Here is a 13,095-nt window from a genome sequence, read left to right on the forward strand (position 1 = left end):
CGCCTTCGCGAAGGGCAGGGTCTGGATGTCGCTCACGCGTTCCCCTCCTCGAAGGATGCCTCGTACTCGGCGAGCCAGCGCTGCTGCTCCTGCACGAGCGGGTGGACGTCGCCGTAGACGTGGTCGAACATGACGCCCGTGGGGATGTCGCCGAGGGCGTTGGTGCGCACGCGCACGTCGTCGGCGTAGGCGGATGCTGCGGCATCCACCTCGTCGAAGAAGGATGCCGAGGCGCCCCGGTTCTGCAGGAAGGCCTGCATGCGCGCGATCGGGTCGCGCTGCGCCCACGACTGCTCTTCGTCGCTCGTGCGGTACTTGGTCGGGTCGTCGCTCGTCGTGTGCGCGCCCATCCGGTACGTGAGCGCCTCGATCGCGCGGGGGCCGCCGCCGGCGCGCGCCTCGTCGAGGGCGAGCTTGCTGACGGCGTAGCTGGCGAGGACGTCGTTGCCGTCGACCCGCACCGATGGGATGCCGTAGCCCTCGCCGCGGCGAGCGAGGGGCACGCGCGACTGAGTCGACACGGGCACGGAGATCGCCCAGTGGTTGTTCTGCAGGAAGAAGACCTGCGGGGTCTGATAGCTGGCGGCGAAGACCATCGCCTCGTGGACGTCGCCCTGGCTGGAAGCGCCGTCGCCGTAGTAGACGATGACCGCCTCGTCCTTCTCCGGGTCGCCCGTGCCGGTGCGGCCGTCGAAGACGAGGCCCATGCCGAGGCCCGTCGCGTGCAGGGTCTGCGCTCCGAGGACGAGCGTGTAGATGTGAGTGTTCTGGTGCTCGGCCGGATTCCAGCCGCCGTGCGTGAGGCCGCGCATCAGTCGGATGATGTCGATCGGATCGACGCCGCGCGTCGTGACGACGACATGCTCGCGGTACGACGGGAAGACGTGGTCGTGCGCGCGGGCCGCGCGCACCGAGCCGACCTGCGCAGCCTCCTGCCCGAAGGACGGCGGCCACAGGGCGAGCTGCCCCTGGCGCTGCAGGTTCGTCGCCTGCCGGTCGAAGGCGCGCACCACGACCATGTCGCGGTAGAACGTCTCGAGCTCTGCGTCGGTCAGCGCGTCGATGAGGGGGAGGTAGCGCTCGGCCGCCTCACTGGGCGCGTACGAACCGTCGGCGGCGAGGACGCGGACGACGTCGGATGCTTCGGCCGGAGCCTCGAACGAGGGGGTCACCCTCCCACGCTAACCCCCGACGCATGGCCGGTTCTGCATGAGGTCGACAACGGATGCCGCGATTCGCCGTGCGTTCGAGACAAGGCCGGGCTCAGGAGCGCGGGTCGAGCGCGCGGAGCCGGCCGCACATGCCGAACCCGCGCTCGTCGTCGAGCGTCACCTGCCGCACCGTCGCGTCGGCGAGATGATCCGCGGCCCCGCCCGCGAGCGCGGCGACGTGCACAAGGGAGAGGTCCGCCAGCGCGGCGGGGCCGGCGGCCACGATGTCGTGCCACGACGATGCGTGCGGGCGGACGATCGCGGCGGCGGCGGCGTGGAACGCACGCAGCGGCCCGGCATCCCCCTGCTCGAAAGCGCGGCGCAGTTCCAGGTAGCCGGTGACCGCGAGATCGCGCCGGTGAGCAGCGGCGTCGGCGCGCTCCGCGGCCGACCCGTCCGGGAGCGCGGCGGCCGCGCGGTACCGCGCCGGATCGGCGACGACGTCGGCGGGGAAGGTCATCACGGCATCGCCCGCCTCGGGGAGCCCCGCGTTGCTCATGATCACGAGGACACGGAGGCCGCCGCGGTTGACGGCGCGGTGGATCGTCCCCGGGGTGAACCAGACGACGGACCCGGCCTGCAGCGGGATCTCGCGCGGGCCGGCGAGACCGAGCGTGTGCAGCTCGCCCGACCCGTCGAGCACGACGTAGCACTCCGTCGACGCGAGGTGCAGGTGCGGACTCCCGCCGGGGATGCCGTCGGGAGCCGCATCGTCGTACACGTCGAGGAACGTGACCGACGTCCCGCCGGGGAAGGTCGTCGCGGTCACGCCGACCTCGTTGCTCGAGATGCGGTCAGGACCTCACGTGCGAGGTCGGCGAGGTGCGCCGCGTCGGGGGCCCCGGCATCCGCGATCGTGACCGCGTAGCGGAAACGTACCGTCGCGCCCGGTTCGACCGCCAGCTCCTCGCTGAAGAACGGGGCGGGGTTGATGCAGGCGAACTCCTCGGTGCGGACGAACCACTGGGGCGGGTGCCGGGGGTTGTCGCGATCGTCGACGAAGGCGAGCACCGACGACGCGTCGATCTCGTCGTGCGCACCGGCGTAGGCCATCCACTCATGACGCTGACCGCGCATGTCGCCTCCCGAGCCGGAACCCTCGGGGCTGATGGCCACGCCGCCGGTGAACGACCGGGGACCGCGCCAGAACAGGCCGCCGTACCCCGCGTTCTCCCGGCCCCGGGTCGTCGGCGAGCCGATCGAGATCGTCGCCTCGGTGACGTTGGTCATCGCGGTCTCGAAGGTCAGCACCCAGGCGTCGTCGGTCACGACGCGGGCCGTCAGCTCGCGGCGCTCGTCGAACATGCGCGTGCCGCCCTCGGTGATCCAGTCGAGTCGGTGGGCGAAGACCGCTGCGCCGTCCTCGACCTCGGCGGCCACGTTCTCGCGGTGCTCCTGCGACCCGTCGTTCGGCAGCTGGACGTAGAAGCGGCCGGGGACGAACGTCGGACCGCCCCAGAAGTTCTCGTCGTCGACCACGGGCAGCGACCACGCGATGCCCTTGTGCCAGACGTGGTCGTGAGGGCGGAACAGACTGACGACGCGGCCGGCGCGGGTGCGCAGCGGGCTGACGAAGGGCTTCGGCGACTCGAGCTGCGGCGTGGTGGGCACGAAGGTGTACCGCAGCAGCTCGACGTCGCCGTCGAGGATGCTGACGACGCCGTCCTCTTCGACGAGGGTCAGGGCGGACTCGGTCATCGGATGGCCTCCTTCACTCGGGCCCACGGCACCAGGCCGCCGTCCATGCTGCGGGCGAACGCATCGTCGGAATCGATCTCGCCGGACCGGACGGGCACGCCCCGGAAGGCGGATGCGTAGACGGCCGCGGCGAATTCGAGGGTGCGTCGCGAGTCATGGATGCCGACGCCCGGTCGCTCTCCGGCCGCGAGAGCCGCCAGAACGGCCTCGATCTGCAGGCGATGCCCGCTGACGACGTCGGAGTCGGCGTTCCACAGTTCCGCGAGCTCCTCGTGACCCGCCGCCGGGGTGAAGGTCCAATCGCGGTCGGTGTAGCCGTAGAGGTGCTCGACCTCGACGGTCGCGAACTCGTAGTCGAACCGGAGCCGGGAGGTTTCGCGCGGCGAGACGACCGAGTTGACGATCGTCGCCAGCGCGCCGCCCTCGAACTCGGCGACCGCGATCGAGACGTCCTCGGTGTCGGTGGGACGGGACTGGCGTGCCGCGAAGGCGCTCACGCGGGACCAGGGCCCGAGCACGGACAGGAGCAGGTCGAACTGATGGATGCCGTGGCCCATCGTCGGGCCGCCGCCTTCCACCTCCCACCGCCCTCGCCACGGCACATCGAAGTACTCGTCCGGCCGGTACCAGAGGGTCTCGCAGGTCGCCACCTGCGGGCGGCCCAGGGCGCCCGAGTCGGCGAGGCGCCGCAGCCGCTGCGCGGCCGCTCCATAGCGATGCTGGAACACCGTGAGGACCGGCACGCCGGTGGCCTCTTCGGAGGCCACGAGGCGATCGACCTCCTCCAGGCTGAGCGCGATCGGCTTCTCGACCAGGGATGGCACTCCGGCTCGCTGCGCGAGGAGGGCGAGCGGGACGTGCGACTGGGGCGGCGTGCAGATGTGGACGAGGTCCAGGGTCTCGGTGTCGAGGAGCTCGGCGGCATCCGTATAGAACCGGGTCGCGCCGAACCTCGCGGCGAACTCGCGCGCCTTCTGCGCGTCGACGTCGGCGACGGCGACGATCTCCACGGAGTCGGCGAGCTGGCCGAGAGCCTCGGCATGCGCGTGCGCGATGGCGCCGGTGCCGATGATGGCGACCCGCGATCGGGTGTCGTGCTGAGACATCCGCTCTCCTCCTCGAGATGAAGGTGAACGTTCACCTTTCGTCCTCGAAGTTAGTGAACGTTCATCTTCTCTGTCAACATCGACCCATGACCGACGACGCCGCGAGCGGCACGAAGCGCCCCACGATCCTCGAGGTCGCGCGGGTCGCCGGGGTGTCGCATCAGACGGTGTCTCGGTTCCTGCGGTTCCACGGCGAGGGACTGAAGCCCGCCACCCGCGAGCGCGTCAGCGCCGCGATCGACGAGCTCGGGTACCGCCCCAACCTCGTCGCCCGGTCGATGCGGACGCGGCGGACCGGGCGCCTCGCCGTCCTCCTGCCCACCGTCGCGTTCAATCCGGCCCGCATGCTGTCGGGCGCGACGGAGGTCGCGCACGACGCGGGCTTCTCGGTCGACGTCATGAGCTACGACGGCGGGGCCGCGTCGCGGGCCGACCGACTGCTGGACCTGGTCGAGTGGGGGCAGGTCGAGGGTGTGCTGTCGTTCGCGCCCGTCGACGCCGACGTGGTCGGGAGACTTCCTCCCGGCACCGCCGTCACCGTCGCCGCCGAGCTCGACGACCAGATGCGCGGCATCGGCGAACTCGCCGACGGCTCGGCCATCGTCACGATCATCGAACGGCTCGCCGAGCTCGGTCACCGCCGATTCCTGCACGTTGCCGGCGCGCAGAACTTCGCGTCCGCCCGGTCGCGGCGAGAGGCCTACCTCGAGACGATCGAGCGTCTGGGACTGGACTCCGTCGGCGTCCACGACGGCGATTGGTCCGGTGAGTCCGGGGTCGCGGCCGTCGAGGCTCTTCCCGACGACGCGCCGCCGCTCGCCGTCATCGCCGCCAACGACCTGGTGGCGGCCGGCGTCATCAGCGCCGCCAGCCGCCGCGGATGGCGTATCCCCGAAGACATCAGCGTCACCGGCTGGGACGACACCGCCCTCGCCCCCTTCCTCGTCCCCCCGCTCACGTCGGTGGAGGTCGACCTCGAGCGGATCGGCCGGAACGCGATGACCGGGCTGATCGCGACCATCCGCGGCGAGCACGCGGAGGTCGACTCTCGCCCCGTCAGCCGTGTCGTCTGGCGCGGCTCGGCAGGCCCTCCCGGACGCGGCTGATCGGCCCGCTTCAGCCCTGCTTCAGCGTTCGCACGCCACACTGGGCGCATGCGTGTTCTGGTGGTCGACGACGAGGTGCGCCTGGCCGACGGCGTGCGGCGCGGGCTCGAGGCCGAGGGGTTCGCCGTCGACGTCGCGCACAACGGCATCGACGGCCTGTGGCGCGCCCGCGAAACGCGGTACGACGCGATCGTGCTCGACCTCATGATGCCGGGCATGAGCGGATGGAAGGTCTGCGAAGCGCTGCGGGCCGAGGAGAACTGGACCCCGGTCCTGATGCTCACCGCCAAGGACGGCGAGTGGGATCAAGTCGACGCGCTCGACGCGGGCGCCGACGACTACGTCACGAAGCCCTTCTCGTACCCCGTGCTGGTCGCGCGGCTGCGGGCACTCATCCGCCGCGGCGGCGTCGAGCGCCCCGTCGCCCTCGAGGCCGGCGACCTGCACGTCGACCCGGCCGCGCGGCGCGTCCGCCGCGGCACCACCGCGATCGACCTGACCTCGCGCGAGTTCGCCGTGCTCCTGCACCTCATCCGCCACAAGGGGCAGGTCGTCTCCAAGCGCGACCTCATCGCCGGCGTCTGGGACGACGACTTCGACGGCGACCCGAACATCGTCGAGGTGTACGTCGGGCACCTGCGCCGCAAGGTGGACCGCCCGTTCGACCGGAACGCGATCGAGACGGTGCGCGGTGCCGGCTACCGACTGGCGGCCGACGGTGGCTGAGCGGGGCTCCACGAAGGGACGGATGCCGGTGCTCCGCACGCTGCGGGCGCGCATCACCGCCGCCGCGACGATCATCGTCGCGATCGTCATGGTGCTGGCGTCGATCGGCTTCAGCGCCGTGCTGAGCTCGGAGGTACGGGACGCGTCCACGCGCGCGGCCGAGACGCGCGCCACCGAGCTCGCGACCCGCATCGAAGAGTCGGGCACGGCCGGCATAGCCGACCTCGACGACGACATCGTGCAGGTGGTCGACGAGTCGGGTCGTGTGGTCGCGGCATCCGAGGACGCGGAGGACGGCACCCTGCCCGCGGATCGCGACGGCGAGGTCGTGACCTACGACGGCGACCCCGTCCTCATCGTGGTCGAGGAGGCGGACGATGATGCCCGCGTCGTCCTCGCCGTCCCCGTCGACGGCGACGAGGCGACGCTCGCCACGGCGGGGTGGCTGCTGGCCGCATCCACTCTTCTCGTCGTCCTCGTCGTCGCGGCCGTCACCTGGTGGGTCGTCGGGCGCGCCCTGCGTCCGGTCGGCCGCATCCGTCGCGAGGTCGACGACATCACCGCCGATCGACTCGATCGCCGCGTCCCCGAACCGTCCTCGGGCGACGAGATCGCGGCGCTGGCCGTCACCATGAACCGCATGCTCGACCGACTCGACGCGTCCGCGACGGCGCAGCGGCGGTTCGTGTCGGATGCCTCGCACGAGCTGCGCTCCCCGCTCGCGACCATGCGCCAGCATGCCGAGCTCGCCCGTGCCCACCCCGAGGCGACGACCCTCGACGACCTCGCCGAGGTGGTGACCGAGGAGGGCGCGCGGATGCAGGACCTCGTGGAGGGCCTGCTGGTCCTCACGCGGCTCGACGAGCAGGCGCCGCACCGCCGAGGGACCGTCGACCTCGATGACCTCGCCCTCGCCGAGGTGGCGCGTCTGCGCGCCGCCGGAGTCACGGTCGACGGCTCCGCGATCACGGCGGTGCAGGTCACGGGTGACGAACGCCTGCTCGGCCGCATCGCCCGGAACCTGGCCGACAACGCGGCCCGGCACGCGGCATCCCGGATCGCCGTGGGAGTCGCCCGCGACGGCGCTGACGCGGTGCTGACGGTCGACGACGACGGCAGCGGCATCCCGGCCTCGGAGCGCGAGCGGGTGTTCGAACGCTTCGTTCGTCTCGACGAAGGACGGGCGAGGGATGCCGGGGGCAGCGGCCTGGGGCTCGCGATCGTCGCGGGCGTGGTGCGGGCGTCGGGCGGCACCGTCTCGGTCGGCGATTCGCCGCTGGGCGGCGCACGATTCACGGTCCGCCTGCCGGTCGCGGCCTGAGGGCGCCGGGCTGGTCTCAGTCGGCGTGCTCTGGCGGCCAGACCACGGCGAAACGCTCGAACACGATCTCGTCGTCCTCCGACCACTCCGCACCGCGGGCGGCCGCGACCCGCGTGAAGTAGCGGCGGTGCTCGCGCTGCCAGCTCTCGAGCGACCGATCGTCCTCACCCTCGTCGAACGCGAACCCCGCGTCGACGCTCGCGAACGGACCGACGCGCAGTTCGGTGCTCCGGATGATGATCCGCGGCGCTCCGGTTCCGTCGCACGCGATCCAGTGCGAACCGATCCGCGGCAGGGCGTCGCCGTGCTCGGAGAACTCCGCCACCAGCTCGGAGGTCGCGCGCTTCGGACCGTTCAGCACGGCGTCGAGTAGCTGATCCGCGAGCCGCGGGCTGTCACCGAAGTGCTCGACGGTGTACTCCGCGCCGGCCGTGGCGGCGGCGGGGTGGACCGCGCGGTAGTCATCCCACATCCGGTCGGCGGCGTCGCGGTCGAGGGGGAAGGCTGCGGAGGAGAGGCTCTCGGACATCACACGATCCTCTCACCCCGGCATCCTGAAGACGGCTTCAGGTCGCTTCAGGTCTGCTTCAGTGCCCGCTCGGCAGGCTGTCCTCATGAGCGAAAACACCACCACCCCCGACCAGCCCACCGCCCCCATCGCCGAGGCCCAGACCGAGGCCCCTGCCGCCGCACCCTCGAAGCGTCGCGGCCGCACCGCGATGATCGCCGGCGGTGCCACCCTCGGCGCCCTGCTTCTCGTGGGCGGTGGCGTCGCGATCGGTGCCGCCGTTGCCGATGACCGCGATGACGACGGCTTCGACAGCCTCTCGTCGAGTCAGCGTACGCAGACCGCGTCGGACGACATCGCGGCCACGACCGAGCGCACGGACGACGACGCGCAGGTCGCCCCCGCGGCCGATCTCGGCGCGGCGGACGCGGCCGAGCTGTCTGCGCTGATCGATGCCGCCAAGGGCGTCGCGACCGGCGAACCGACCGCGATCGATGCCAACCGCGACGGCACGTGGGACGTCACGCTGACGGCGGGCGACGGCGCCGAGACCGAGGTTCGCATCTCCGCCGACGGAAGCGCCGCGGTTCACGAGACCGAGGCCGCTGAGGCGGACGACCGGGCTCCGAAGAACGTGCTCGATGCAGCCACGCTCGCGGCCATGGTGGATGCCGCCCTCGCCGAGCAGCCGGGCCGCATCCTCGAGATCGACGCCGACGACGACAACCGCTCGCCGTTCGACGTGTCGGTGCTCACCGGCGACCGACAGGTGATCGACATCACCCTCGACGCCTCCGGCTCGGTCATCGCGAGCGAGATCGACGACTGACGCGGACGGCATGAGAACGGGCGCGGGTCCTGCGGGATCCGCGCCCCGTTCATGTGTCAGTTCGCGAGGAGATGACGATTCCCGAGGAGGGATGCCGCGGCATCCCTCCTCTTCACGCGACATCTCCTCGCGAAGCGGCACGCCGGCGCGTCACGCGGCCGGGATCACCCCGCGCTGCGCGAGATCGCCGAGCCAGGCGAGGCTCGGCTTGGGCGTCCGCGCGAAGGTCTCGTGGTCGACGTGGATGAGCCCGAACGTCGGCCGGTACGAGCCCCATTCGTAGTTGTCGAGCAGTGACCAATGCAGGTAGCCGCGCACGTCGAGGCCGTCGCGGAGCGCCGCCGACACGCCCTGGAGGGCGCCGGTCGTGTAGTCGATGCGTCGGCTGTCGTCGGCCGTCGCCATCCCGTTCTCGGTGACGATCATGGGGATGCCGCCGGTGACCTCGTGGGTGTGGCGCAGCGCGTGCCCAAGGGCCTCGGGGTAGTACTCCCAGCCCGTGAGCGTGCGCTCGACGTCGTCGGGGAAGGGCACCGGACCGTCGGGGCCGATGATCGTGCGCAGGTAGGACTGCACGCCGATGAAGTCGTCGTCGCGCGCCTGCTCGAGGTAGTAGTCCTCGCGCCAGTAGCCCCACTCGTCGCGCTCCGTCTCGTACCCGGGCACCGCCTGGTACACCTGGTTCGCGACCGACCACCCGCTCTTCACGTGGCCGAGGCCCGACAGCACCTCCCGCGACGCGTGGTGGGCCGCTGCGATCACCTGCGCGACGTGGGGCGAGGGCCCTGGGAAGTTGACGCCCTGCTCGGTGTCGATCTTCGCCTCGGTCTGATTGACCATCATGTTGGGTTCGTTGATCGTCACCACGTGCTCGACGTCGTCGAGGATGCTGGTCGCGGTCTCGGTGTAGCGGCGGAACCGGTCGACGACGTCGTCGGCGTACCAGCCGCCGTCACGGCCCTGCCAGCGCGGCACCGTGAAATGGTGCAGCGTCACGAACGGGGTGATGCCGGCATCCCGACAGGTGTCGATCATGCGGCGGTAGTGGTCGAGCTGCGCTCGCGAGATCACGCCCTTCTCGGGCTCGATGCGCGCCCACTCGATCGAGAAGCGGTAGGTGCCGAGGCCCGCCTCGGCGAGCAGCCGGATGTCCTCGGGGTAGCGGTGGTACGAGTCGCACGCGTCGCCCGAGGGCTGCTCGACGGTGGTGTCGGCGGCGTACTCGAACTCCCAGTGCGCGGTGTTGACGTTGCCGCCCTCGATCTGGTGCGCGGCCGTCGCGGCACCCCAGAGGAATCCCTCGGGCGCGTCGGTCGTCGGTCCGGAGTGCGTCGTCATGCGGGGGTCCTTTCGTCGGATGCCGCGGGTGCCGCGGCCGTGGTGTGGTCGAGCTCGACGACGGCGCAACCGAACGCGTCGAGGTGGAGGGTGTCGCCGCTGACGTGCGCGGCGTATCCGTGGATGAGGCGGCCGGCGGCATCCGGGACCGTCCGCGGCGTGCGCGAGGGGTTCAGGGCGACGAGCAGGGAGCCGCCGCGCACGTAGGTGAAGGGGTAGCCCGTCGTCCGGACCTCGACGGGCGCACGGGCGGAGAGCCGCGGTTCCTCCCGCCGCAGCGCGATCGCGGCGCGGACGAACGTCAGGAGCGAGCCGGGGTCGTCCCGCTGCGCCGCGACCGTCGGACGGCCGGGGTCGGGGTCCTCGGGGAGGTACCGCGACGGGTGGATGCCGTCGCCCATGTCGCCCCATTGCATCGGCGTCCGCGACCCGGCGCGCTCGTAGCGCGGGCCGAGCGACGATCCCTCGTGCGACGCGAGCCCGGGCACGTATCGCATGCCGATCTCGTCGCCGTAGTAGATCGAGGGCATCGCCGGCCACGTGAGCACGAGAAGGAGCGCCGCGCGAGCCTGTTCGGCATCGCGGGGGCCGCTCACCATGCGGGTGAAGTCGTGGTTCGCCGTCGGGAGCCCGACGACGCCGCCCCGGCCGTCGCGGTCGATCGCGCCGGCGGCCTCGCGCCACGCGGCGACGAAGTCCGCGGCATCCCCGGTCGCGTCCGCTCCCGCCCACACCTCCGTCTGATTCCACGCGTCGTGGACGGTGCCGGCGTTGTCGTTGAACAGGGATTTCAGCGGCCGGCCGTCGGTGTCTCCGCCGAACTGCAGGAAAAAGTCGCTGTGGAAGCCCGCCGGGATCGCTCGTGCGGGATCGCCCCATTCCGAGAGCAGGATGCGGCCCGGGTGGCTCTCGTCGAGACGCGCCCGGACCTCGTTCCACAGCTTCGCGGTCTCGATGTGTCCGGGGTCGTCCTTGACGAGCGACGCCGCCATGTCGACGCGGAACCCCTGCACGCCGCGGTCGTACCAGCGGCGGATGATGTCGACGAGGGCCTCGCGGTTGCGACGCGGCCCCTCGGCATCGACGGGCTGACGCCACGGCTCGTCCGGGTGGGTCCTGCCGTAGCCGAAGTTCAGCGCGGGCTGGAAGGCGAAGAAGTTCGGCTTGTAGAAACCGCCGCGGTGCCCGGGGACAGGCTCGAAGCCGTCGGCCTCGCGGTCGGAGAAGACGTACCGATGATCGGTCGGGTCGGCGATGGCGGCATGGAACCAGGGGTGCTCATCCGACGTGTGACCTGCGACGAGATCGAGGATGACGGCGATCCCGTGGCGATCGGCCGCGGCGATCAGCCGGTCGAGCGCGGCGTCGCCGCCGTAGCGCGGATCGACGTGGTCGAAATCGGCGACGTCGTAGCCCGCGTCCCGCATGGGCGACACGAAGCAGGGGTTCACCCACACGGCGTCCACCCCCAGCCAGGACAGGTGATCGAGGCGAGCCGCGAGACCGTCGAGGTCGCCGATCCCGTCACCGTCGGCATCGGCGAAGCTCTGCGGATACGCCTGGTACAGCACGATGCGATCGAGTCGGTCGGCGAGCGTCGATGACGCCATGGCTCGTTCCTCTCTGCGACGTTGCAGGTCATGTAACCGGTTACCCCGGGGAGAGTACCCGATGTATCCGGTTACATCCAGCCATGCCCGAAGGTGGTCGACGCGCTCCGCTGAGCGGATGCCGCGGGTCGGTCAGCCGCGGACAGCGGCCGCGATCCGCTCGACCGCACCGTCGACGTCGGCAACCGCAGCGCCGCTGTCGGCGTCGTAGAGGAACTCCGTCAGACCGCGACGGATGCCGCAGTAGTCGAAGATCCCCGTGCCGATCTGCGTCGCGATGGACGCGTCGTACCCGCGCCGCTCGTACAGTGCCGCATCCGATCCCGCGATCGGGATCATGTGCGCGGAGAGGCGGCCGAGCCCCGGTCTGATCCCCTCGCCCTCGCCGACTCCGAACGCCCAGCCATTGACGAACACACGGTCGATCCACCCCTTCAGGACGGCCGGCATCGACCACCAGAAGACCGGGAAGACGAGGACGAGATGGTCGGCGCGCTCCACACGCGCGATCTCGGCCGCGACATCCTCGGGGTAATCGCCCCCCACGAGGAAGGAGTGCCGGTCGGCGAGGGTGAACCGGGGATCAAACCCCTCGGCAGCGAGATCCGCGATCTCGACCTGGCCCGCGGGGAGGGCAGCGGCGAGCCGTGCCGCGACATCGTGGGTGAGGGAGGTGGGGTCGGGGTGGGCGACGACGATCAGCGTGGACACCCCTCCATCCTTCCCCAGCGATGAGCGGGAAGAAGTTTTTAGCACATCGGGCTTGTCCCCCGAAAGGGGGACAAATGGCGACCTAGGCGGCGGTACATTCGGATCGCTGTAGACCAACAGTTGGGGAGCTGGTTAGCCCGCACCCGGACTGGTTTCTGGGGGCTCCAGGCGTTCCCGCGTGCGGGCCACGCTACAGCGAGACGATCCGGCTGGGGTCTGGGGGAGACCCCGCTCCAGCCGGATCATCGAATGCCTTCTGTTCCGACCCGCTTTCGCGTATCGTCACCGGCATCCCAGCCCCGGGTGTCCGCGCGGGATCGCGTTCGCCAATGCACCACGGTGACGCATCCGGGAGCCCCGGTCGTCGACCCGCCTTCCCCCCGCGGCTCGCGCCGGGGTCCCTCCCGCCGGACGGGCACGGATGTCGGAACCGTCGATCAGGATGACGTCGTGCCCACATCGCTCCCCTCGCCGTGCCGCGTGTGCGGCGGCGGATGCGGGAAACGTCTCGAGGACGCGTGGGTGTGCGCCCGGTGCGGGTGGCGGCTGGGCGATGCTCCGGACGCCGACCTCCCGCGTCCTCGCATCGACGTCGTCTACTACCTGCGGTACCGAGACCGGGTGAAGATCGGAACCTCTGCGACGCCTCGACGCCGACTCGCCGCGATCATGCACGACGAGCTGCTGGCCTTCGAGCCGGGCGACCGCCACGTCGAGCACGCTCGGCACATCGAGTTCGGCGAGCTGCGGGAAGGCGGCGAATGGTTCACCCTCACCGGCCCCCTCCTCGCCCACGTCGACGAGGTGCGCGAGCGGATCGGCGAACCATGGGCTGCATACGACCGCTGGCTCGGCGACGCGTACCGACGCCTGTCGTCCTGAGGGGTTGATGTAACCGGTTACCACCGCTACAGTCTCCCGATGTATCCGG

At 71.2% G+C, this 13,095-nt stretch carries 13 protein-coding genes; 5 read left to right on the forward strand and 8 right to left on the reverse strand.

The window, feature by feature from the left end; translation table 11 throughout:
• Nucleotides 1-32 precede the first annotated feature (32 nt).
• The 4 genes from ABCU91_RS02160 to ABCU91_RS02175 all read right to left on the reverse strand — a co-directional run bounded on the left by ABCU91_RS02160 (nt 33) and on the right by ABCU91_RS02175 (nt 4,015).
• A complete protein-coding gene (locus tag ABCU91_RS02160; protein ID WP_413354611.1) occupies nt 33-1,172 on the reverse strand; it encodes a thiamine pyrophosphate-dependent dehydrogenase E1 component subunit alpha in 1,140 nt (379 codons plus the stop codon).
• A gap of 91 nt (nt 1,173-1,263) precedes the next feature.
• Entirely contained in the window at nt 1,264-1,980 is a 717-nt protein-coding gene (locus ABCU91_RS02165) for a cupin domain-containing protein (protein ID WP_413354612.1), read from the reverse strand.
• Nucleotides 1,977-2,909, reverse strand: a complete 933-nt coding sequence (locus tag ABCU91_RS02170) for a PmoA family protein (protein WP_413354613.1) — start codon at nt 2,907-2,909, stop codon at nt 1,977-1,979. Before ABCU91_RS02170 ends, ABCU91_RS02165 begins: the two co-directional genes overlap by 4 nt.
• The gene (locus tag ABCU91_RS02175; RefSeq protein WP_413354614.1) at nt 2,906-4,015 is read right to left on the reverse strand and encodes a Gfo/Idh/MocA family protein; all 1,110 of its coding nucleotides are present in this window, start codon (nt 4,013-4,015) and stop codon (nt 2,906-2,908) included. The genes ABCU91_RS02170 and ABCU91_RS02175 overlap by 4 nt, the downstream gene beginning before the upstream one ends.
• 86 nt (nt 4,016-4,101) lie before the next feature.
• Here ABCU91_RS02175 and ABCU91_RS02180 point away from each other — a divergent pair, with 86 nt between their 5' ends.
• Genes ABCU91_RS02180 through ABCU91_RS02190 form a run of 3 tightly spaced genes read left to right on the forward strand, consistent with a single transcriptional unit; the run spans nt 4,102 to nt 7,168 of the window.
• Nucleotides 4,102-5,121 carry a LacI family DNA-binding transcriptional regulator gene (locus tag ABCU91_RS02180; RefSeq protein WP_413354615.1) on the forward strand — a complete coding sequence of 340 codons (1,020 nt, stop codon included), beginning with the start codon at nt 4,102-4,104 and terminating at the stop codon, nt 5,119-5,121.
• 48 nt (nt 5,122-5,169) lie between these two features.
• The gene (locus ABCU91_RS02185; RefSeq protein ID WP_307463559.1) at nt 5,170-5,847 is read left to right on the forward strand and encodes a response regulator transcription factor; all 678 of its coding nucleotides are present in this window, start codon (nt 5,170-5,172) and stop codon (nt 5,845-5,847) included.
• A complete protein-coding gene (locus tag ABCU91_RS02190; RefSeq protein WP_413354616.1) occupies nt 5,840-7,168 on the forward strand; it encodes a sensor histidine kinase in 1,329 nt (442 codons plus the stop codon). The genes ABCU91_RS02185 and ABCU91_RS02190 overlap by 8 nt, the downstream gene beginning before the upstream one ends.
• A 16-nt stretch (nt 7,169-7,184) precedes the next feature.
• Here the strand turns inward: ABCU91_RS02190 and ABCU91_RS02195 are convergent, their stop codons facing one another.
• A complete protein-coding gene (locus ABCU91_RS02195; RefSeq protein WP_413354617.1) occupies nt 7,185-7,697 on the reverse strand; it encodes an ASCH domain-containing protein in 513 nt (170 codons plus the stop codon).
• Between the two features lie 85 nt (nt 7,698-7,782).
• Between ABCU91_RS02195 and ABCU91_RS02200 the strand changes: the two genes are divergently transcribed.
• Nucleotides 7,783-8,505, forward strand: coding sequence for a PepSY domain-containing protein (locus tag ABCU91_RS02200; RefSeq protein ID WP_413354618.1), 723 nt, complete (start codon nt 7,783-7,785; stop codon nt 8,503-8,505).
• Between the two features lie 150 nt (nt 8,506-8,655).
• Here ABCU91_RS02200 and ABCU91_RS02205 read toward each other — a convergent pair whose 3' ends face one another.
• The 3 genes from ABCU91_RS02205 to ABCU91_RS02215 form a co-directional block, all read right to left on the reverse strand.
• Entirely contained in the window at nt 8,656-9,843 is a 1,188-nt protein-coding gene (locus ABCU91_RS02205; RefSeq protein WP_413354619.1) for a glycoside hydrolase family 1 protein, read from the reverse strand.
• Nucleotides 9,840-11,453: an alpha-amylase family glycosyl hydrolase gene (locus tag ABCU91_RS02210; RefSeq protein ID WP_413354620.1), complete on the reverse strand. Its 1,614-nt coding sequence runs from the start codon at nt 11,451-11,453 to the stop codon at nt 9,840-9,842. Before ABCU91_RS02210 ends, ABCU91_RS02205 begins: the two co-directional genes overlap by 4 nt.
• A gap of 132 nt (nt 11,454-11,585) precedes the next feature.
• Nucleotides 11,586-12,164 (reverse strand): NAD(P)H-dependent oxidoreductase, encoded by a 579-nt coding sequence (locus tag ABCU91_RS02215; protein WP_413354621.1) that lies wholly within the window; start codon nt 12,162-12,164, stop codon nt 11,586-11,588.
• A 450-nt stretch (nt 12,165-12,614) separates the two neighbouring features.
• Here ABCU91_RS02215 and ABCU91_RS02220 point away from each other — a divergent pair, with 450 nt between their 5' ends.
• The gene (locus ABCU91_RS02220) at nt 12,615-13,046 is read left to right on the forward strand and encodes a GIY-YIG nuclease family protein (RefSeq protein WP_413354622.1); all 432 of its coding nucleotides are present in this window, start codon (nt 12,615-12,617) and stop codon (nt 13,044-13,046) included.
• Nucleotides 13,047-13,095 lie beyond the last annotated feature (49 nt).

The organism is Microbacterium phoenicis (genome assembly GCF_047302325.1).
GTDB lineage: Bacteria > Actinomycetota > Actinomycetes > Actinomycetales > Microbacteriaceae > Microbacterium.

Bases quoted from the DNA above. Each gene is read 5' to 3' on its own strand.
- ABCU91_RS02200 (WP_413354618.1), top strand. From the start codon at position 7,783: ATGAGCGAAAACACCACCACCCCCGACCAGCCCACCGCCCCCATCGCC.
- ABCU91_RS02185 (WP_307463559.1), top strand. From the start codon at position 5,170: ATGCGTGTTCTGGTGGTCGACGACGAGGTGCGCCTGGCCGACGGCGTG.
- ABCU91_RS02170 (WP_413354613.1), bottom strand. From the start codon at position 2,909: ATGACCGAGTCCGCCCTGACCCTCGTCGAAGAGGACGGCGTCGTCAGC.
- ABCU91_RS02175 (WP_413354614.1), bottom strand. From the start codon at position 4,015: ATGTCTCAGCACGACACCCGATCGCGGGTCGCCATCATCGGCACCGGC.
- ABCU91_RS02180 (WP_413354615.1), top strand. From the start codon at position 4,102: ATGACCGACGACGCCGCGAGCGGCACGAAGCGCCCCACGATCCTCGAG.
- ABCU91_RS02195 (WP_413354617.1), bottom strand. From the start codon at position 7,697: ATGTCCGAGAGCCTCTCCTCCGCAGCCTTCCCCCTCGACCGCGACGCC.
- ABCU91_RS02210 (WP_413354620.1), bottom strand. From the start codon at position 11,453: ATGGCGTCATCGACGCTCGCCGACCGACTCGATCGCATCGTGCTGTAC.
- ABCU91_RS02205 (WP_413354619.1), bottom strand. From the start codon at position 9,843: ATGACGACGCACTCCGGACCGACGACCGACGCGCCCGAGGGATTCCTC.